Source organism: Afifella sp. YEN Y35 (assembly GCF_047553465.1).
Lineage (GTDB): Bacteria > Pseudomonadota > Alphaproteobacteria > Rhizobiales > Afifellaceae > Afifella > Afifella aestuarii.
Window position 1 is genome coordinate 449,087 of record NZ_CP180203.1, and the last position, 17,949, is coordinate 467,035.

The 17,949-nt window shown below is 64.2% G+C and carries 19 protein-coding genes and 1 pseudogene; 12 read left to right on the forward strand and 8 right to left on the reverse strand.

All coding sequences use genetic code 11. From position 1 onward, the window contains the following. Window positions 1-30: 30 nt before the first annotated feature. The 4 genes and pseudogenes from ACK8CP_RS02140 (at window position 31) to ACK8CP_RS02155 (ending at window position 3,966) form a co-directional block, all read left to right on the forward strand. Window positions 31-588: a flavin reductase family protein gene (locus ACK8CP_RS02140; RefSeq protein WP_414833199.1), complete on the forward strand. Its 558-nt coding sequence runs from the start codon at window positions 31-33 to the stop codon at window positions 586-588. Window positions 589-595: 7 nt separating this feature from the next. Beyond that, window positions 596-1,174, forward strand: a complete 579-nt coding sequence (locus ACK8CP_RS02145; protein WP_414834171.1) for an HD domain-containing protein — start codon at window positions 596-598, stop codon at window positions 1,172-1,174. Window positions 1,175-1,279: 105 nt separating this feature from the next. Continuing rightward, the gene (locus tag ACK8CP_RS02150) at window positions 1,280-2,491 is read left to right on the forward strand and encodes a putative DNA modification/repair radical SAM protein (RefSeq protein ID WP_414833200.1); all 1,212 of its coding nucleotides are present in this window, start codon (window positions 1,280-1,282) and stop codon (window positions 2,489-2,491) included. Then, a pseudogene (locus ACK8CP_RS02155) lies at window positions 2,491-3,966 on the forward strand (UdgX family uracil-DNA binding protein). Before ACK8CP_RS02150 ends, ACK8CP_RS02155 begins: the two are co-directional and overlap by 1 nt. A gap of 48 nt (window positions 3,967-4,014) precedes the next feature. Here the strand turns inward: ACK8CP_RS02155 and ACK8CP_RS02160 are convergent. Beyond that, window positions 4,015-4,722, reverse strand: coding sequence for an LrgB family protein (locus ACK8CP_RS02160; RefSeq protein ID WP_234628559.1), 708 nt, complete (start codon window positions 4,720-4,722; stop codon window positions 4,015-4,017). Beyond that, window positions 4,706-5,128: a CidA/LrgA family protein gene (locus tag ACK8CP_RS02165; RefSeq protein WP_234628558.1), complete on the reverse strand. Its 423-nt coding sequence runs from the start codon at window positions 5,126-5,128 to the stop codon at window positions 4,706-4,708. The genes ACK8CP_RS02160 and ACK8CP_RS02165 overlap by 17 nt, the downstream gene beginning before the upstream one ends. 91 nt (window positions 5,129-5,219) lie before the next feature. On the opposite strand from ACK8CP_RS02165, the gene ACK8CP_RS02170 reads away from it, so the two are divergent. The 6 genes from ACK8CP_RS02170 to ACK8CP_RS02195 all read left to right on the forward strand — a co-directional run bounded on the left by ACK8CP_RS02170 (window position 5,220) and on the right by ACK8CP_RS02195 (window position 10,671). Beyond that, window positions 5,220-6,128 carry a LysR family transcriptional regulator gene (locus tag ACK8CP_RS02170; protein WP_414833201.1) on the forward strand — a complete coding sequence of 303 codons (909 nt, stop codon included), beginning with the start codon at window positions 5,220-5,222 and terminating at the stop codon, window positions 6,126-6,128. 100 nt (window positions 6,129-6,228) lie between these two features. Then, on the forward strand, window positions 6,229-6,684 hold the full coding sequence (locus ACK8CP_RS02175) for an RrF2 family transcriptional regulator (protein WP_414833202.1): 456 nt from the start codon (window positions 6,229-6,231) through the stop codon (window positions 6,682-6,684). Window positions 6,685-6,844: 160 nt separating this feature from the next. Beyond that, window positions 6,845-7,852 carry a sulfate ABC transporter substrate-binding protein gene (locus tag ACK8CP_RS02180; protein ID WP_414834172.1) on the forward strand — a complete coding sequence of 336 codons (1,008 nt, stop codon included), beginning with the start codon at window positions 6,845-6,847 and terminating at the stop codon, window positions 7,850-7,852. A 12-nt stretch (window positions 7,853-7,864) separates the two neighbouring features. Next, a complete protein-coding gene (gene cysT / locus ACK8CP_RS02185; protein WP_414833203.1) occupies window positions 7,865-8,713 on the forward strand; it encodes a sulfate ABC transporter permease subunit CysT in 849 nt (282 codons plus the stop codon). Beyond that, complete coding sequence (gene cysW, locus ACK8CP_RS02190; RefSeq protein WP_414833204.1) at window positions 8,703-9,596, forward strand: sulfate ABC transporter permease subunit CysW; 894 nt, start codon at window positions 8,703-8,705, stop codon at window positions 9,594-9,596. Before cysT ends, cysW begins: the two co-directional genes overlap by 11 nt. Before the next feature lie 7 nt (window positions 9,597-9,603). Continuing rightward, window positions 9,604-10,671: a sulfate/molybdate ABC transporter ATP-binding protein gene (locus ACK8CP_RS02195; RefSeq protein ID WP_414833205.1), complete on the forward strand. Its 1,068-nt coding sequence runs from the start codon at window positions 9,604-9,606 to the stop codon at window positions 10,669-10,671. A 172-nt stretch (window positions 10,672-10,843) separates the two neighbouring features. On the opposite strand, the gene ACK8CP_RS02200 is transcribed toward ACK8CP_RS02195, so the two are convergent. The 5 genes from ACK8CP_RS02200 to ACK8CP_RS02220 form a co-directional block, all read right to left on the reverse strand. Further along, window positions 10,844-12,004 (reverse strand): HlyD family secretion protein, encoded by a 1,161-nt coding sequence (locus tag ACK8CP_RS02200; protein ID WP_414833206.1) that lies wholly within the window; start codon window positions 12,002-12,004, stop codon window positions 10,844-10,846. Window positions 12,005-12,009: 5 nt separating this feature from the next. Next, a complete protein-coding gene (locus tag ACK8CP_RS02205; protein ID WP_414834173.1) occupies window positions 12,010-13,599 on the reverse strand; it encodes an MFS transporter in 1,590 nt (529 codons plus the stop codon). 204 nt (window positions 13,600-13,803) lie between these two features. Then, window positions 13,804-14,250 carry a MarR family winged helix-turn-helix transcriptional regulator gene (locus tag ACK8CP_RS02210; protein WP_234628550.1) on the reverse strand — a complete coding sequence of 149 codons (447 nt, stop codon included), beginning with the start codon at window positions 14,248-14,250 and terminating at the stop codon, window positions 13,804-13,806. Window positions 14,251-14,398: 148 nt separating this feature from the next. Beyond that, window positions 14,399-14,857 (reverse strand): MarR family winged helix-turn-helix transcriptional regulator, encoded by a 459-nt coding sequence (locus ACK8CP_RS02215; protein ID WP_414834174.1) that lies wholly within the window; start codon window positions 14,855-14,857, stop codon window positions 14,399-14,401. A 29-nt stretch (window positions 14,858-14,886) separates the two neighbouring features. After that, window positions 14,887-15,306, reverse strand: a complete 420-nt coding sequence (locus ACK8CP_RS02220) for an organic hydroperoxide resistance protein (protein ID WP_414833207.1) — start codon at window positions 15,304-15,306, stop codon at window positions 14,887-14,889. 122 nt (window positions 15,307-15,428) lie between these two features. On the opposite strand from ACK8CP_RS02220, the gene ACK8CP_RS02225 reads away from it, so the two are divergent. Beyond that, window positions 15,429-15,905, forward strand: a complete 477-nt coding sequence (locus ACK8CP_RS02225) for a MarR family winged helix-turn-helix transcriptional regulator (RefSeq protein WP_414833208.1) — start codon at window positions 15,429-15,431, stop codon at window positions 15,903-15,905. Next, on the forward strand, window positions 15,902-16,348 hold the full coding sequence (locus tag ACK8CP_RS02230; RefSeq protein ID WP_414833209.1) for a hypothetical protein: 447 nt from the start codon (window positions 15,902-15,904) through the stop codon (window positions 16,346-16,348). Before ACK8CP_RS02225 ends, ACK8CP_RS02230 begins: the two co-directional genes overlap by 4 nt. 90 nt (window positions 16,349-16,438) lie before the next feature. Here the strand turns inward: ACK8CP_RS02230 and ACK8CP_RS02235 are convergent, their stop codons facing one another. Next, window positions 16,439-17,923: a methyl-accepting chemotaxis protein gene (locus ACK8CP_RS02235; protein WP_414833210.1), complete on the reverse strand. Its 1,485-nt coding sequence runs from the start codon at window positions 17,921-17,923 to the stop codon at window positions 16,439-16,441. Between the last annotated feature and the right edge of the window lie 26 nt (window positions 17,924-17,949).

Here is a 17,949-nt window from a genome sequence, read left to right on the forward strand (position 1 = left end):
CGGGGCCATGCCATTCCAGGGAGGCGGAGGATGACGGCGGTGAGGAAAATCGATTTCGACGTGTCGGATGTGCGGCGCTATCTGGAGCCCGGGCCGGTCGTGCTCGTCTCGTCCGCCCATCAAGGCGAGCACGACATCATGACGATGGGCTGGCACACGATCATGGAATTCTCGCCCTCGCTCGTCGGCTGCATGATCTCCGCCGGCAACCATTCCTTCGAGCTCATCCGTGCGAGTGGCGAATGCGTCATCAATCTGCCGACGACGGCGCTCACCGATACCGTCGTCAAGATCGGCAACACCTCCGGGGAACGGATCGACAAGTTCGAGGAGTTCGGTCTGACGGCCGAGGCGGCCGAGATGGTGGGCGCGCCGATGATCGGCGAATGCCACGCCAATTTCGAATGCCGGCTGTTCGAGGATGCGCTCGTCGGGCACTACAATTTCTTCGTCTTCGAGGTGGTGAAGGCGCATGTGGCGCCGGAGCCGGAGCATCCCGAGACGCTGCATTACAAGGGCGGCGGCATCTTCATGGTCTCCGGCGAGATCATCGACAAGAGCGCGCTCTTCCGTCCGGGCATGCTGTGAGGGAATGATGAGGCAGGAGGATCTTTCCGGCGCGCTCGATTTTCTGCGCGCGGCGGAGCGGCTCAAGGACACGTTCCGCTCCGGCTTTACGGCGGAGGGCCGGCCGGAGAGCACCGCTGCGCACACCTGGCGGCTCGCCCTGATGGCGATCGTTTTCGAAAAGGATCTCGGCGAAATCGACTTCAGCCGTCTTCTCAAGATCCTCATCGTGCACGATCTCGGCGAAGCCCTGTCGGGCGACGTGCCGGCGGTTGCGCAGATGCCGGGCGAGGAGAAGGCGGCGCAGGAGCGCGCCGATCTTCTGCAACTGACCGCGCCGCTCGACCCGGCACGGCGGCAGGCGATCCTCGATCTCTGGGAGGAGTACGAGGCGGGGGCGACGCCGGAGGCGCGGCTCGCCAAGGGGCTCGATAAGCTCGAGACGATCCTTCAACACAATCAGGGGCTTAACCCACCCGACTTCGATTATCGATTCAATCTCGCTTATGGGAGGCGCGCGACCGACGCTCATCCTTTGCTTCAAGAGATCCGCGCGGTGCTGGATGCGGAGACGGAGGCGCGCGCGGAAAATTCCCGAGTCGATTGAAGCGGATGGGCTGAACTTCGGAGATTGTGATTCAGACGGGCTGATTCAGACCGGGCGCCACATAAGCCTGTTGCGAACAAAAGAAGAACATGGCATCATCCAAGCATGGATGAGAAGCTCGCAACCAAGCTCGGCATTCTGGCGGACGCGGCCAAATATGACGTGTCCTGCGCCTCCTCGGGCGCGCCGAAGCGCAAGGCCGGCAAGAACGGGCTCGGCGCGACGGCGCCGTCCGGCATCTGCCACGCCTTCACGCCGGACGGGCGCTGCGTCTCGCTTCTGAAAATCCTTCTGACGAATTACTGCCTGTTCGACTGCGCCTATTGCATCAACCGGCGCTCCTCGAACGTGCCGCGGGCGCGTTTTTCGGTCGAGGAGGTGGTGCGGCTTACGCTCGAATTCTACAAACGCAACTATATCGAAGGCCTGTTTTTATCCTCCGGCATCGCGCGCTCGCCCGACCGGACGATGGAGGAGATGATGCGGGTGGCGAAGACGCTCCGGCGCGTCCACGGCTTTCAGGGCTATATCCATCTCAAGGCGATCCCTGAGGCGAGCCCGTGGCTGATCGAGGAGGCGGGGCGGTACGCTGACCGGTTGTCGATCAATCTGGAGCTTGCGAGCGGGGCGAGCCTGAAAGCGCTCGCGCCGGAAAAGAACGACCGGACGATCACGCACGCGATGGGACAGATGCATGAGCGCATCCTGGAGGCGCGCGACGAGCGACGGCGTTTCTCGCCGGCCGGGCAGAGCACGCAGGTGATCGTCGGGGCAGACGATGTGAAGGATGCCGCGATCATTCGCGCGAGCGCCAGGCTCTATGACGATTACGCGTTGAAGCGGGTCTATTATTCCGCCTTCAGCCCGATCCCCGAGGCGAGCCTGCTTCTGCCGGCGAAGGCGCCGCCGCTTCGCCGGGAAAACCGGCTTTATCAGGCGGACTGGCTGATGCGGTTTTACGGGTTTTCGGCCGACGAGGTCGCCGACAGCGGTGAGGACGGCATGCTGGCGCTCGATGTCGATCCGAAGCTTGCCTGGGCGCTGAAAAATCGCGAGCGCTTTCCCGTCGACGTCAATCGGGCGGAGCGGGAGATGCTTTTGCGGGTGCCGGGGCTCGGGCAGAGGGCCGTGGAGCGCATTCTCACCTCGCGCCGGCACCAGAAGCTGCGACTTCCAGATCTCGCGCGGCTGACGGCGGGCCTGAAACGGGCGCTGCCGTTTCTCGTCACGCCGGACCACCGGCCCGTCTCCCTCATCGACCGGCTCGATCTGCGGCAAAGGCTCGCCGAGCCGGCCCAGCAAATGAGCCTGTTCTGATGACCCGCGTGCGCATCGATATGAAGGCGGGGGCGGATCTCGACGGTTTTCGCCGGGCGCTGCGCATCCTCGTGCGCGACCGGGTCGCGCCGGACGATGTCGTCTTCGCGGCGGAGGGTGCGCAGGATCTCTTCGGCGCGCCGCTTGCGGGAGAGGCGCCGCCGGTCGTGTTGCCGCGCGCCGTGACACGGCTCATCGCCGATGTCGTCTGTCACCGCGACCACGAGCGCTATGGGCTTCTCTATCGGCTCGTGTGGAGAATTTTGCGCAGCGAGCGCGGGCTTCTCGAGGTGGCGAGCGATCCGCTCGTCTACCGTCTTGCGCGCATGCAGCAGGAGGTGCGGCGCGACATCCATCATATGCATGGCTTTCTGCGCTTTCGCCGTGTGGTGACGGAGGGGGGTGTCGCGGCGGGTGAGACTGAGTGCTCTGGCATCGAGGAAAACGAACGCTTCGTCGCCTATTTCGAGCCGGCGCATTTCACCTTGGCTGCGGCCGCGCCTTTTTTCGCCGAGCGCTTCGCCAATATGGCCTGGTCGATCCTGACGCCCGACGGTTCGCTCCACTGGGACGGCAAAAAGCTCGTCGAAGGGCCGCCGGCGCGCCGCGACCCGGCCGCTGCCGGCGACGGTTTCGAAGAGGGATGGCGCACGTATTATGCGGCGACGTTCAACCCGGCGCGGGCCAATCCCAAATTGATGGCGCAGCATATGCCACGGCGCTACTGGGCCGATATGCCGGAGGTGGCGGCGATCCCGGAACTCGTCAGCTCCGCGCCGACGCGGGTGCGCGAGATGATCGCGCGCGAGGCCGCGGCATCGCCCAGGCGTGCGCCGGAGAAGGCGCTCCAGAAAATGCGTGAGGATCGTCCGAAGAGGCTGCAAGACCTCAACGCGCTGATCGCTGCCTCGGAGCCATTGGTGTCGGGGGCGGTGCCGGGAGCGACGCGTGCGGTGCTCGGCGAGGGCCCTCTAGATGCCGACATCGTCTTTGTCGGCGAGCAGCCGGGCGATCAGGAGGATCGTTAGGGAAGGCCATTTGTCGGGCCGGCCGGCCAGCTTCTCGATCGGGCCCTGGCGGAAGCGGGGATCGAGCGCGGCTCGGTTTATCTCACCAATGCCGTGAAGCACTTCAAGTTCGAGATGCGCGGCAAGCGGCGCATCCACCAGAAGCCCACCGTGTCGGAGGTGAAGCATTATCGCTGGTGGCTGATGGCGGAGCTCGAATTTCTGTCGCCGCGCCTCGTCGTGGCGCTCGGAGGGACGGCGGCGCTGGCGCTTTCGGGACGACAGGTTTCCGTGACGAAGATGCGCGGCCGGCAGGAGTTTCCGCCTTTTGCCGGCTTCCTCACCGTGCATCCGTCCTATCTTCTGCGACTGCCGGATGCGGAGGCCAAGGCGAGTGCCTACCGTGCCTTCATCGACGATCTTCGGCAGGTGCGGGAGATTGCGGGTGAGAGACGGAAGGCGGCCTGAAGAGCCGATTTGAGGAGCCGGCCTGAGGCGGCTGCCCGTGGAAGGGGCTCAGAGATAGGGCAGGCCGTGGGCGATCAGCGGTGCGACGAGGACGTTCAAAAGGCCGACGAGCACCATGACGAGGCCGGCGACGGAGCCTTCCTCGTGACCGATTTCGTGGGCCTTGGCGGTGCCGCTCGCATGGGCCGCGACACCGAAGAGGGCGCCGCGGGCAAGTGCCGATTTGACCGGCAGGATCGTCAGCATCAACTCGCCGAGGATGGCGCCGAAGACGCCGGTCAAAACGACGAAGACGGCGGTGAGGTCGGGGGCGCCGCCGATGTCGGAGGAGACGACCATGGCGAAGGGGGTCGAAACGGAGCGCGGCAGAAGGCTGAGGCGCAGGGCGTCGTCGAGACCGACGAGGCTCGCAAAGGTCCAGCCGGAGAGAATGGCCGTGGTCGTGCCCGCCAGCATGCCGACGACGAGGACCGGCCAGTGGCGGGCGATCAGGGCGCGCTGCTCGTAGATCGGCACGGCGAAGGCGACCATGGCCGGGCCGAGCAGGCTGACGAGCCAGCCGGTGGAGCGGATATAATCGCGGTAGGTCTCGTCGGCGGTGACGACGATCAGGATGAGAAGCGCCGGGGTGATCGCGAGTGGCATCAAAAAAGGCTGCCGCCAGCGCAGATAGATGCGCTTTGCCAGAAAATAGGTGCCGATCGTCAGAGCCGACCAGAAGAGGCCGTGGAGGAGGATTTCACTCGAAGAGAGCATTGCGGTCCTCCGCGGCCAGGCGACGGCGATAATAGAGGTCCGCCGTCAGCGCCGTGACCGCCATGACGGAGGCGGTTCCGGCCAGGATGACGAACAGGATCTTGAGGCCGAGTAGGCCGACGAACTCGCGGTGATCGACGACGGCGAGGACGGCCGGCACGAAGAACAGGATCATCTCCGCCAGAAACCACTGGGCGCCGCGGCGCATGCTGAAAAGGCTGAGGCGGCCGGAGATCAAAAGGGCGAGGACGAGCGCCATGCCGATGATGCCGCCGGGCACCGGAAGCCCCGAAAGGCGCACGATCGTCTCCCCGATGCCCCAGAACACGAAGATCGCCGCGATCTGGGCGAGGCGGCTGTTGTGAAGGCTGCGACGGAAGCGAAGCGCGAGGCTGCGGGGGGTCATCGATCTCTCCTGGAAGGAGCGGCATATAGTTGCACCTGATCAATCGACAAAATGAATTGACTGAATAGGCTTCATTCCGTATCGGAATAATATGGAATTTCGCAATCTGCGGGCTTTCGTCGAAGTGGTCCGCCAAGGCGGTTTCACGCCCGCCGCGAAGGCGCTTTTCGCCACGCAATCGACGATCTCAAAGGCCGTGCGGCAGCTCGAAGACGAGATCGGCCTGCCGCTTCTCGACCGCATCGGCCATCGCAGCCACCTGACCGCGCCGGGCGAGGTGGTCTATCGAAGAGCCGTGAAGCTTCTGGCGGAACGCGAAGATCTCGCGCGCGAGCTCGACGAGATCCGCGGCCTGAAGCAGGGGTCTTTGTCTCTCGGCCTGCCGCCGGTGGCGAGCAGCGCGTTGTTTGCGCCGCTCTTCGCGATCTATCGCCAGCGCTTTCCGGGCATCGATGTGCGCCTCGTCGAGCATGGCAGCGACCGGCTGGAGGAGATGCTGCGGACGGGCGAAATCGAAATGGCCGCCTCGCTTCTTCCTTTCGGGGAGGATTTCGAATGGCAGGGCGTGCGGCGCGAGCCGCTGATGGCGGTCATGCCACGGGCCCATGCGCTTGCCGGGCGCCAGACGATAAAGATCGAGGATGTGCGCGAGGAGCCGTTCATCCTTTTCGAGGCTGGTTTCGGCTTGAACCGGATCATCGGGGATGCCTGCCGCCGACATGGGTTTTCGCCCGTGGTCGCCGCGCGCAGCAGCCAGATCGAGTTCATCGTCGGCCTTGCGGCGGCGGGCCTCGGCATCGCCTTCCTGCCGCAGATCATTGCGCCACGCTCGGAGGCGGGCCATGCTGCCTCGGTGCTTCTCGACGAGCCGGAGACTGCCTGGCATATCGCCATGATCTGGCGGCGCGGCGCCTATCTGTCCCATGCGGCGCGGGCCTGGCTTGCCCTCGTCGAGGAAATGCACCCCGACCAAGGGCGCGCCGAGCCGCCGCAGAGCTGACTGGAACGACCGTGCCGATGCCGCCTGCAAGCTTGCCGCAACGGCTTCAATATACTATCGAATTAATAGGAAATAGCCCAGCCCAGAGGTGCCCGCGCGGATGATTTCCCAGAAGGCCAAATACGCCCTGCGGGCGCTGCTTGCGCTCGCAGAGATGGAGAGCGATTCCATTTCCGCCGGCGAGCTTGCCAAGGGGGAGCGCATCCCGCGCAAGTTCCTGGAGCAGATTCTGATGGAATTGAAGCGCGACGGCCTGATCCAGAGCCGACGCGGGGTGAACGGCGGCTATTTCCTGCAGCGGCCGGCCGATACGATCACGTTTGGGCATGTTCTGCGGCTTTTCGATGGGCCGATCGCCCCGCTTCCCTGTCTCAGCCGGGTCGCCTACCGCCGCTGTGCCGATTGCAAAGACGAAGGCGCGTGCCGTGTGCGCCGCGTCTTCGCGCATGTGGCCAATTCCGCGCGCGCCGTTCTCGACCAGACCACGCTCGCCGACGCGATTGCCGATCCGGATGGTGTGGATCGGATTGCCGGGCTCTCGGTCGACGCCGCCTGAGCCGTTTCGCGGTCCTCTCTGTCATCGTGCGTTCTGTCGTGGCGCCCCCTGTCGCAGCGTCGTTGTCGCGGTCGTTTCGCCTCCGTTGACATAGCCTACCAAACAGGTAGGCTATTGATCTCTACCAGATCGGTAGGTGATGGAGGTTGGCATGCGAAGGATGCGACGATCTCTTGCGGCGGGCTTTGCCGCTCTCTGGGCGATGGCGGCACCGGCCGTCGCCGACACCACGCTTCTCAACGTTTCCTATGATCCGACGCGCGAGCTCTACGAGGCGTTCAACGCCGCCTTTGCCGCGCATTTCAAAGCCGAAACCGGTGAAACCGTCTCGGTGCGGATGTCGCATGGCGGCTCCGGCAAGCAGGCGCGGGCGGTGATCGACGGGCTCAAAGCCGATGTCGTCACGCTGGCGCTCGAAGCCGATATCGACGCGATCGCCAAGACGACCGGAAAGATCCCCGCGAACTGGCGCGATCGGCTTCCCAATCACAGCGCGCCCTACACCTCGACCATCGTTTTCCTCGTCCGCAAGGGCAATCCGAAGGGGATCCAAGACTGGCCGGACCTGGTGAAGGAGGGCGTGGAGGTCATCACGCCCAATCCGAAAACCTCTGGCGGCGCGCGCTGGAGCTATCTCGCGGCCTGGGCCTACGCCAATGAGGCTTTTCATGGCGACGAGAAGGCGACCCGCGACTTCATGGGTGAGCTTTTCCGGCATGTGCCGGTGCTCGACACGGGCGCGCGCGGCGCCACCACCACCTTCGTGCAGCGGGGCATCGGCGACGTCCTGATCACCTGGGAGAACGAGGCGTTTCTGGCGCTCAAGGAGCTCGGTCCCGACAAATTCGAGATCGTGGCGCCGTCGATTTCCATCAAGGCCGAACCGCCGGTCGCGCTGGTCGACGGCAATGTCGACAAGGACGGGACACGCCAGGCGGCGGAAGCCTATCTCGCCTATCTCTATTCGCCCGAGGGGCAGAGATTGGTGGCGAAGAACTTCTATCGCCCGGCGGAGCCGGCCTTCGCCGATACCGCGGACATGGCGCGGTTTCCCGATCTCAAGCTCGTCACCATCGATGACCCGCTCTTCGGCGGATGGGAGAAGGCGCAGCCGGCTCATTTCGGCAATGGCGGCGTCTTCGACCAGATCTATCAGCCTGCGCGATAGGGACGGCTGCGGATGCGCGGGCGCGCTCGAACCTGGCGGAAGCGGAGCGTTCTGCCGGGTTTCGGTCTCTCACTCGGCTTCACGATCGCCTATCTGGGGCTCGTCGTTTTGGTGCCGCTCGCGGCTCTCGTCATCAAAAGCGCGGGTCTGGGCGCGGCCGAATTCTGGCGCCTCGCCACCGATCCACGCACGCTCGCGGCCTTGCGCTTGAGTTTTGGCGCGGCGCTCGTCGCCGCCTCGATCAACGCGGTCTTCGGCGCCCTGATTGCCTGGGTCCTGGTGCGCTACCGCTTTTTCGGACGCCGGTTTCTCGATGCCGTCATCGACCTGCCTTTCGCCCTGCCGACGGCGGTGGCCGGTATTGCGCTCACCTCGCTCTACGCACCCAATGGCTGGGTCGGGCAGTTTCTCGAGCCGCTCGGGCTCAAAATCGCCTATGCGCCGGCCGGTATCGTGGTGGCGCTCACCTTCGTCAGCCTGCCCTTCGTCGTGCGCACCGTCGAACCGGTCCTCGGAGAGATCGACCGCGAGCTCGAAGAGGTTGCCGCAACGCTCGGAGCCACGCGGCGGCAGACGATCTTCAAGGTGATCGTGCCGGCCCTGCTGCCGGCGCTCCTGACCGGGTTCGCACTCGCGCTCGCCCGGGCTGTCGGCGAATACGGCTCGGTCATCTTCATCGCCGGAAATATTCCCTATGTATCTGAGATCGCGCCGCTTCTGATCGTCATCCGACTGGAGGAATTCGATTACGCCGGCGCGACGGCGGTCGCCGCGGTGATGCTTGCGATTGCTTTTGTCATGCTCTTCGTCATCAATCTGCTTCAGGCGTGGAGCCGCAGGAGGTTCGGCTATGGCAGCTGAATTGTCGGGCGCGTCGTTGAGGGTCTCGGGGCCGGTGCGGCGGGGCCGATCGGCCACGACGGAGGCGCCCGCCGTGCGCGCGGCTCTGATCGGCCTCGTCTTCGTCTTTCTCGGCTTCTTTCTCGTGATGCCGCTTGTCGCCGTCTTCGTGGAAGCGCTGCGCGCGGGAATCTCCACCTATCTTGCGGCGATCGTCGAGCCGGATGCGCTCGCGGCCATCCGGCTGACGCTGATCGTGGCGGCGATCGCGGTGCCCGCCAACATGGTCTTCGGGGTCGCGGCCGCCTGGGCCGTCGCCAAGTTCGACTTCAAGGGCAAGAGCCTGCTCGTCACGCTGATCGATCTGCCGTTTTCCGTCTCGCCGGTGATCTCCGGCCTTGTCTACGTGCTTCTCTTCGGGGCGCAGGGGGTCTTGGGCCCCTTTCTCGACGCGCATGGCGTGGAAATCATCTTTGCGGTGCCGGGGATCGTTCTCGCGACGATCTTCGTCACCTTTCCCTTCGTGGCGCGGGAGCTCATTCCGCTCATGCAGGAGCAGGGGAGCGGCGACGAAGAAGCTGCGCTTTCGCTCGGCGCTTCAGGCTTTACGACCTTTCTGCTCGTCACGCTGCCGAATGTGAAATGGGCGCTTCTCTACGGCGTGCTCCTTTGCAACGCCCGCGCCATGGGTGAGTTCGGCGCCGTCTCCGTCGTCTCCGGACATATTCGCGGCCTCACCAATACGATGCCGCTGCATGTGGAGATCCTCTACAACGAGTACAGTTTTGCGGCCGCATTCGCCGTCGCCTCGCTGCTCGCCCTCCTGGCGCTTTTCACCCTTGCCCTGAAGACCTTCCTGGAATGGCGTTTCGCCGGTGCGATCGCCGCTGAACGCGCGCATTGAGGACCAGATGGACATCGTTCTCCAAAACATCTCCAAGGCGTTCGACGATTATCCGGCGGTGCACGATATTTCGCTCGCCATTCGCTCGGGCGAACTCATCGCGTTGCTCGGGCCCTCGGGCTCCGGCAAGACGACGCTTCTGCGCCTCATCGCCGGGCTCGAATTTCTCGATCGCGGCCGCATCCTCTTCGGCGAAGAGGATGCCTCGGCCAAGAGCGTGCAGGAGCGCAATGTCGGCTTCGTCTTTCAGCATTACGCGCTCTTCAAACAGATGAATGTCGCCGACAATGTCGGCTTCGGCCTCCGGGTGCGCCCGCGTGGAAGCCGGCCGAGCCGAACGGAAATCCGGCGTCGCGCTTTGGAGCTTCTCGATCTCGTGCAGCTTTCGGGGCTCGAAAAGCGCTTTCCGATGCAGCTTTCCGGCGGGCAGCGGCAGAGAGTGGCGCTGGCGCGGGCGCTCGCGATCGAGCCGGCCGTTCTCCTGCTGGATGAACCTTTCGGTGCGCTCGATGCCAAGGTGCGCAAGGAGCTGCGCCGCTGGCTGCGCGATCTGCATGAGCAGACCGGCCATACCACGGTCTTCGTCACGCATGATCAGGAAGAGGCGCTGGAGCTTGCCGACCGCGTCGTGGTGATGAATGCCGGTCATGTCGAGCAGGTCGGCACGGCCGACGAAATCTACGACGCGCCGGCTTCGCCCTTCGTGCACGGCTTCATCGGCGAATCCTCAAGCCTCCCGGTGACTCTGTCGGGCGGGGCCATCCTCGTTGCAGGTCGCCCGAGCGGGCTTGTCGGCGCAGGGGCGGGCGCCGCACGGCTCTTCTTCCGGCCTGGCCATGTGGAGATGCTCCGGCCGGGCGAGCGCGGCATTGCGGGCGTGGTGACGGGAAGCCGCCGCCTCACCGATCGCAGGCGGCTCGAGATTGCGGTCGGCGGCAACCATCCTGTCGAGATCGACGTGCCTTCGCTCGCGGAGACGAGCCATGGCGTGGAGACGGGAAGCGAGGTGATTTTCCGCCCGCGCGAATTCCGGCTTTACGGGGAAAGCGAGACCGCCTCTCGGCGCGCGGCCTGACGAAACCCGTTTGCGGTTGCGGTCGCATTTTGGGCGGGGCGCATAGGACAAAAAAATGAGATCGGCCGGCCCATGGCGAGCCGGCCGATCCAGGCCTCGACGCGAAGGGAGGTCCGCTCCAGGTCGAGACCAGGCACGCCGAGGGCTGCGGCTGGCCTTCAGCGTGCCGAGCTCAATTGGTTTCCAGGTGCGCCCCTCCGGCTCTGGATTCCGTGCGGCCGAGCCGGACGGGCTTTTTGCCGGAGGTGTTTCCCGAGGTTGGTCGATCTCCTTCGTCGGCGATTTCGGGTGTGCTCTCGGCCGCGGTGTCGACCGTCGCCACCACCGACATTCCGGGCGCAAGGCGTTCAGACAGGGGCTGGTCCGGGTCGATCGCGATGCGCACGGGCAGGCGCTGCGCCACCTTGGTGAAGTTTCCGGAGGCGTTGTCGGATTTGATGACGCTGAATTCCGATCCCGTGGCCGGCGAAAAGCGCTCGATATGGCCTGCGAGACTTGCGCCTTCGAGTGCGTCGACAGTGAAGGTGACAGGCTGGCCGATGCGCATCTTGGCGACCTGGGTCTCTTTGAAATTCGCCACGACCCAGATGCTCTCCGGCACGAGCGCCACGAGCTGCGTGCCGGCAGAGACATATTGGCCGATGCGCGTGCCGACCTGGCCGAGACGACCACTTGCCGGGGCGGTGATGTGGGTGTTGTCGAGGTCGATCTCGGCAAGATGTACGGCGGCTTCCGCGCCTTCCACCGCGGCCTTCAGAGACGCGCGGTTGACGATGGTCGATTGCAGCTCCTGTCGCGCCACTTCGATCTCGGCCGTGACCTGATCGTAGGCGGCCTGCGCCTGATCGCGCTTCGAGCGGGTTTCATCGCCCGTCGCCTTGTTGACGACGCCGCGATCAACGAGGGGCCCGACCCGCTGCCAATCCGCCTTCGCCTGTTCGAGAGCCGCCTTCTTGCCGGCGAGCTGCGCCTGCGTAGAGCGGAGCTTCGCTTCCGCCGAATGCCGGCTCTGCTCGGAATTGGCGAGTGCCGCCTTCTGCGCATCGAGTTCCGCGCGCGCCTGCTCGAGTTTCTGCCGGTAGATGCGATCGTCGAGCTGGACGAGGAGATCGCCTTTTTCGACGGTCTCGAAATCCTGCACCGGGACCTCGGTGACATAACCCGCCACTTGCGGGGCGATCATCGTCACCGGCCCCCGCACATAGGCGTTCTCGGTCACCTCCACGGCGCTGGTGAAAGGCGGCAGCCGCCAGGCGTAGAGCACGACGCAGATGCCGAGGAGGCCGATGGTGACGGCGAGGATTGTCGAAAAGGAGCGCAGGAAATTGAACATCGGGATTATGAAGTCTGGGTTTGAAGTGCCGGGGCGGGCTGCCGCTGTTTCATCAGCCAGGCCACGGCGACGTGGATCGTGAGCGCCAGAAGAGCCGTCGCGGCGAGCGCGGACACGGCCAAAAAGGCATCGTTGTAGGCGAGGATGTAGGCCTCTCGGGACGTCGCTCTGGAGAGAAGGGCGGCACCTTCGGCCTTGAGAAGAGTCTGATCGCCGAGGACACCGGCATAGCTTCCGGCGAGCTGCGAGATGCGATCGGCAACGAGCGGATCGGTCGATTTCAGACCTTCGATCAGCGCTTCGGAGTGAAACTTCTCGCGGATCTGCACGAAGGTTCCGAAGAGCGCCGATCCGAAGAGGCTTCCGAGGCTCTGCGTCGACAGGAAGACGACGACGAAGCTCAAGATGTAGTTCGGGCCCTTGGTGAACGCGGCGATAATGCCCCGGGCCATCGCGGCCGGCAGGAACAGAGCGCCGCCGAAGGCGATGAGCCCCTGGCTCACCATCAATTGCTCGGGCCGGGTGAGATTGCTCGATTGGCCGTCGAGATAGGCGCCTACACACAGGGCGGTCAGGGCAACGGCATGAATGGCCGGCTCGCGCCCCGGTTTCAGAACCATGGCGGAGACCCAGCCGCCGGCGAGCACGCAGGCGAAGACCATCCAATAAAGCGGCATCGCCTGATCGTTGGTGATGTCGAGCTGATTGAAGAGGCCGCGAATGCCGGCCGATTGCTCGGCGAGGATGGTGCGGAAGATGATGAGCGCGGCGGCGAAATGCAGGATCGGCGGGCTGCAGATCCAGCGGATATCGACGAGCGGGTATTTGCGATTGAGCTCGATGACGGTCGCCAGGGTGAGGGAGGCGAGCGAAATGACCAGGAGCCAGCCGAGCCAGTCGCGCTCGAACCACCAATAGACGCGGCCAAGCGTCAGGAAGACCGCCATACAGCCGAAGCCGACGGCAATCAGCGGATAGCTGATGAAATCGAGAGGATCGACGACCTTTGCCTGGGGCGGCGAGGTGAGCGGCAGCATGTAGACGCCGCAAAAACAGAGCATCGACAGGCCGAGCTCAAACGTTGTCAGGCCGTGCCATTGATCGATGTCGAAGAGCGTCGGCGAAATCAGCCGGGCGATCGGCATCGCCAGAGTGAGGTTGGTCATCGCGAAGGAGACGCCGATCGTCAGCTTCTTTTCGCGCGGCAGCACCTCCATCATGTAGAGGAAGCTCAGGGCGGAGAGGGGTGCGGCCGAGATGCCGGCGATGAAGCGCAGGATGACGGCGCTCTGAAGATCGCGGGCAAAGGAATTGAGAAGCGCCACGACGACGAAGACGAGGATCGAGAGTTCGGCGAAGCGGCGCAGGCCGAACTGGCGGCGCAGTTTCACGAGAGCAAGCGACAGGGAGGCGTAGGGCGCCATATAGGCGGCCATCAGCCACATCGTCTCCGATTGCGTCGCGCCGATCGAGCCCTGGATCTGGAAAAGATTGGCCCCGACCATTTGCGTGCCGAGGCCCTGGGTGATGCCGAGAAGTGCGGAGGTCGCGATATAGGCGGCCGCCCGTGCCGGATGTTTCGGCACATAGGGCATGGGCTGGACCACGGGCGGGCGCTCGGGCTCCGCCGGCGGAGGCGGTGCGGCCTGCGGCTCGCTGCACGCGGCATCCATCCCGCTGCTTTTGCCGAAAGGCCGCCGGCGGTCGAGCTGTTCGGCCCGCGGTGCCGGCGTGCGGGCCGCGCCTCGTACGAGGGGGTCCGGGCCTTGGTCGCTCGCACGTCTTTCAGGCATGGGGGCTCACGATTGCGCCGCGATGTTGGCGGCGACCTTCTGCAGCGTGAGCGTCGCCTGCCGCAGCTCTTCCGCGTCGATGCCTTCCAGGACCGTGGCCTTCAATTCGCGCGCGAAGGGGAGGATCTCACCGGCTTTTTCGCGGCCGGCCTCGGTCAGATAGATGTGCTTGGAACGACGATCCTCTTCGGCCGCCTGTCGTTCGATGAGACCGCATTTCTCCAGACCGTCGACGAGGCGGACCATGCTCGGCTGTTCGACTTCGAGGAGGTCGGCAAGCTCCGCCTGGCTTGCCCCTTCGTGACGGGCGAGAAGCACGAAGAGCCGGGCGCGGGAAAAGGTGAGGCCTCGGCTCTTGGCCATGGCGTCGAAGCGGGTGCGCAGCTTGCGCGTGACGTTGGTGACGGCCTCGATGAACGCGTCATGCGTGGGAGAGTTCTGGGAAGGCGGCATAATAGATAGCAAGCTAATTGTGTTACCGCTATCTAATGCGTCACCAATGCGGCGACAAGACGCCTTGTCCGAAAGTTGATATGCTGAATGAGGCGGTCAGGGTTGCGCGATGGGCTCGCGACTTTGCCCCTGGCGGAGGTGAGTCCGGTCAGGCTTTTGGCGCGTCGTTTTCGTCGAGCGCTGCGTTGAGCTGCCTCAGAGCGGCGCGCAGCGACACCATGGTCTCGCGCGGAAGGCCGACGCGGCAGACGATTTCTTCCGGCACTTTGGAGGCCGGCACGCGCAGAGCCCGCCCGGCTTCGGTAAGGTCGACGATGACACGGCGTTCGTCTTCCGGATCGCGGCGGCGGTCGACGAGGCCCTGCGCCTCCAGCCGCTTCAGGAGCGGGCTCAGGGTGCCGAAATCGAGACCGAGCGCCTCTTTGAGGCTGCCGACGGAACGAGGCGCCTTTTCCCACAATGCGAGCATGGCGATGTATTGCGGGTAGGTGAGGCCGAGAGGCTCCAGGAGCGGCCGGTAGAGCTTCGTCATCCGGCTCGATGCCGAATAGAGCGCAAAGCATATCTGCGCATCGAGGGTCGTCGCCCGAAGCGCGTCGGGCGACAATCCGTTCTCAGAGGTTTTGTGCTTGCCGCTCACTTCGCCTCGACGGTGATCGCTACGTTCACATTGCCTTTGATGGCCCGCGAATAAGGGCATCCCTCATGCGCCGCCGCGACGAGATCCTCGGCCGTTTTCCGGTCCAGGCCTTCCGTCTCGGCGATGAGATCGACGTCGAGCCCGAAAGCGGTCTCCGACGCCGCACCCAGGCGCACTTTGACGGTGACCGATGCGCCTTTCAAGGGAAGCTTCTTTTTGCCGGCGAGGAAGCGCATGGCGCTTTCGAAACAGGCGGCATAGCCGGCGGCAAAGAGCTGCTCCGGATTCGTCGCCCCGCCTTGTCCGCCCATCTCTTTCGGCGTTGCGAGATCGACGCTGAGGAGGCCATCCGGCGTCTCGGCGTGGCCCTGGCGGCCGCCAACGGCACGGGCTTCGGTTTCGTACATGATTTTCATGATATTACTCGTGGTAGATTAAATCGTGCGCGATGCATATAGGCCATGAACCCCATGATGCAAGCGGCACGAGGGGGAAATCGCATATTGACAGCATGCTGCTATAATGTATGTATGCTGTCATGATTGAAAAAGCTCCTTATCCCTTCGAACATCCGCTCAACGCCCTGGTGCTGGAAGTCTTCCGGCTGAACGGGGCGCTCATCGCCTCAGGCGATGCGCTCGTCCGGCCGCTCGGTCTGACGAGTGCCCGCTGGCAGGTGATGGGATCTGTGGCGCAGGGGAGGGGCGGTTTTTCCGTGGCGCAGCTTGCCCGAAACATGGGCCTCACGCGCCAATCGGTGCAGCGCATCGTCGACGAGCTGGTCGGCGACGGCATTTTCGAGCTTGCCGACAACCCGCATCACAAACGGGCGAAGCTCGTGCACCTGACTGAAAAGGGGGAAGCGTTGTTCGAGGAGGCGACTGCGCGCTGGCGGCCGCATGCCGACGACCTCGCCGCCGTTCTCGCCCCCGGCGAACTTGCGCGGCTGACGGAACTTCTGGCGCAACTCAGGGCCCGGCTGGAAGAGGGGCCGCTTTCTGGAGAGGGACGATGATCCGCAAACTGCACCCCGTGGCGGGAGGGGCCGCCTTCCTCATCATTCTGACGTTCTGGACGTCGACGGTCCTCGCCGAGCTCTTTGGCAGCGCGGCCGCGATCCTCGCCGTCAAGACGGCCATCCTGTGGGGCATGCTTGCCCTGATCCCGGCGATGGCGGCGGTCGGGATGTCGGGTTTCCGGCTCGGGGGAACGTTGCGCCATCCAAGGATTGCGGCCAAACGCCGACGCATGCCGGTGATCGCCGCAAACGGCCTTTTCGTGCTCGTGCCGTGCGCCTTCTTTCTGCAGGCGAAGGCGGCGGCCGGCGAGTTCTCCGGCTCGTTCATCGCCGTCCAGGGGATCGAGCTTTTGGCGGGTGGGCTCAACCTCGCTCTGATCGGGCTCAGCCTTCGTGACGGTCTTCTCGTTGCGCGCGAACGCCTGCCGCGTCCGGCATGAGATGATTTTTGCTGGTTCCTCGGCGCTGAAATATGAAAGCCGCCTCGCGAACGAGGCGGCTTTCAGACGATTCTTGGCGGCTTGCGGCGATCAGGCGGCGATCGACTGCGAGATTTCCTTGACCTGGCGGGTGGCCTGATCGATCTGCGCGGCGCTCGAGGCGATCTGCGACATGGACTGCGTGATCTCCGAGACGCCCTGAGCTGCGGTGTGCATGTTGGAGGAGATTTCGCGCGTCACGGATGCCTGCTGTTCGACGGCGGCCGAGATGCCGGACGAGATTTCCTTCACCTGATTGATGATCTGGGAGATCGCTTCGATGGCGCTGACGGCGCTCGAGGTCGATCCCTGCACTTCGCTGATCTGCGTGCTGATCTCGCCCGTCGCCTTGGCGGTCTGGCCGGCGAGATCCTTCACTTCGGCCGCGACGACGGCAAAGCCCTTGCCCGCCTCACCGGCGCGCGCCGCTTCGATCGTGGCGTTGAGGGCGAGAAGGTTCGTCTGGCCAGCAATGTTGTTGATGAGGTCGACGATGTGGTCGATCTTCTGCGCGGAGGTGGCAAGGCCGGACACGATCCGGTTGGTTTCGTCCGCCTGCTTGACCGCTTCGATCGAAATGGCGAGCGCATCGGTGACGCGGCGGCTGATCTCCGCGACCGAGGCGGCCATCTCTTCGGCGCCGGAGGCAACGGCCTGAACGGTCGTCGAGGTTTCTTCCGAGGCGGACGCCGCCGTCGACGCCTGACGATTGGCGTGCTCGACCGCCTTCAGGATTTCACTGAGGTCGACGTCGATGACTTCCTGCGCCTTGGCTCGGCGCATGCGGTCTTTGACCTGTGCCGTGCGGTCGGTGGCGAATTTCACCACTTTGATGACGCGGCCTTCGCTGTCGAAAATCGGATTGTAGGAAGCCTGGATCCAGACTTCCTTGCCGCCCTTGCCGATGCGCTTGAATTCGCCGGCCTGGAACTCGCCGCGGCGCAGCGCTTCCCAGAAGGCCTGGTAGCTCGGAGAGGCGAGCGCGGAGGCCTCCATGAAAATCTTGTGGTGCTTTCCCTCGATCTCCGAGAGCTCGTAGCCAAGAGCTTTGAGAAAATTCTGATTGGCTGTGATGATGGTGCCATCGGTTTCGAACTCGATGACCGCCTGGGCTTTGTGAATGGCGGCGAGCTGACCTTCATGATCGAAGCTTTTGAGCTTCGATGCCGTAATATCGCTCGCGAGCTTCATCACCCGATAGGGCTTGCCATCGCGACCCATGACCGGGTTGTAGGAAGCCTGGATCCAGACGTCGTTGCCGCTCTTGGCTTTGCGTTTGTACTCGGCGGAGAAGAACTCTCCAGCCCGCAGGCGATCCCAGAATTCCCGATAGGCTTTGCTGTCGCGCTCTTTCTCGTCGACGAAGATCGCGTGTTTGCGGCCCCTAATTTCGTCGAGGGTATAACCCATCGTCTTCAAGAAATTGTCGTTGGCGCGAATAATCGTGCCATCGAGCTCAAATTCGATGATCGCCTGCGAGCGGCTGAGGGCGGCGAGCTGGTCGCTCAAAGCGTTCATGTTGCGAAGGAAAGCCATGGGTTGCCATTCGGTTGGTGTCTACC

What these genes read in the sequence shown, in the direction of transcription:
- ACK8CP_RS02140 (WP_414833199.1), top strand. Translation starts at nt 31, where the DNA reads ATGACGGCGGTGAGGAAAATCGATTTCGACGTGTCGGATGTGCGGCGC.
- ACK8CP_RS02145 (WP_414834171.1), top strand. Translation starts at nt 596, where the DNA reads ATGAGGCAGGAGGATCTTTCCGGCGCGCTCGATTTTCTGCGCGCGGCG.
- ACK8CP_RS02150 (WP_414833200.1), top strand. Translation starts at nt 1,280, where the DNA reads ATGGATGAGAAGCTCGCAACCAAGCTCGGCATTCTGGCGGACGCGGCC.
- ACK8CP_RS02160 (WP_234628559.1), bottom strand. Translation starts at nt 4,722, where the DNA reads ATGCTCTCTTCGAGTGAAATCCTCCTCCACGGCCTCTTCTGGTCGGCT.
- ACK8CP_RS02165 (WP_234628558.1), bottom strand. Translation starts at nt 5,128, where the DNA reads ATGACCCCCCGCAGCCTCGCGCTTCGCTTCCGTCGCAGCCTTCACAAC.
- ACK8CP_RS02170 (WP_414833201.1), top strand. Translation starts at nt 5,220, where the DNA reads ATGGAATTTCGCAATCTGCGGGCTTTCGTCGAAGTGGTCCGCCAAGGC.
- ACK8CP_RS02175 (WP_414833202.1), top strand. Translation starts at nt 6,229, where the DNA reads ATGATTTCCCAGAAGGCCAAATACGCCCTGCGGGCGCTGCTTGCGCTC.
- ACK8CP_RS02180 (WP_414834172.1), top strand. Translation starts at nt 6,845, where the DNA reads ATGCGACGATCTCTTGCGGCGGGCTTTGCCGCTCTCTGGGCGATGGCG.
- cysT (WP_414833203.1), top strand. Translation starts at nt 7,865, where the DNA reads ATGCGCGGGCGCGCTCGAACCTGGCGGAAGCGGAGCGTTCTGCCGGGT.
- cysW (WP_414833204.1), top strand. Translation starts at nt 8,703, where the DNA reads ATGGCAGCTGAATTGTCGGGCGCGTCGTTGAGGGTCTCGGGGCCGGTG.
- ACK8CP_RS02195 (WP_414833205.1), top strand. Translation starts at nt 9,604, where the DNA reads ATGGACATCGTTCTCCAAAACATCTCCAAGGCGTTCGACGATTATCCG.
- ACK8CP_RS02200 (WP_414833206.1), bottom strand. Translation starts at nt 12,004, where the DNA reads ATGTTCAATTTCCTGCGCTCCTTTTCGACAATCCTCGCCGTCACCATC.
- ACK8CP_RS02205 (WP_414834173.1), bottom strand. Translation starts at nt 13,599, where the DNA reads ATGCCCTATGTGCCGAAACATCCGGCACGGGCGGCCGCCTATATCGCG.
- ACK8CP_RS02210 (WP_234628550.1), bottom strand. Translation starts at nt 14,250, where the DNA reads ATGCCGCCTTCCCAGAACTCTCCCACGCATGACGCGTTCATCGAGGCC.
- ACK8CP_RS02220 (WP_414833207.1), bottom strand. Translation starts at nt 15,306, where the DNA reads ATGAAAATCATGTACGAAACCGAAGCCCGTGCCGTTGGCGGCCGCCAG.
- ACK8CP_RS02225 (WP_414833208.1), top strand. Translation starts at nt 15,429, where the DNA reads ATGATTGAAAAAGCTCCTTATCCCTTCGAACATCCGCTCAACGCCCTG.
- ACK8CP_RS02230 (WP_414833209.1), top strand. Translation starts at nt 15,902, where the DNA reads ATGATCCGCAAACTGCACCCCGTGGCGGGAGGGGCCGCCTTCCTCATC.
- ACK8CP_RS02235 (WP_414833210.1), bottom strand. Translation starts at nt 17,923, where the DNA reads ATGGCTTTCCTTCGCAACATGAACGCTTTGAGCGACCAGCTCGCCGCC.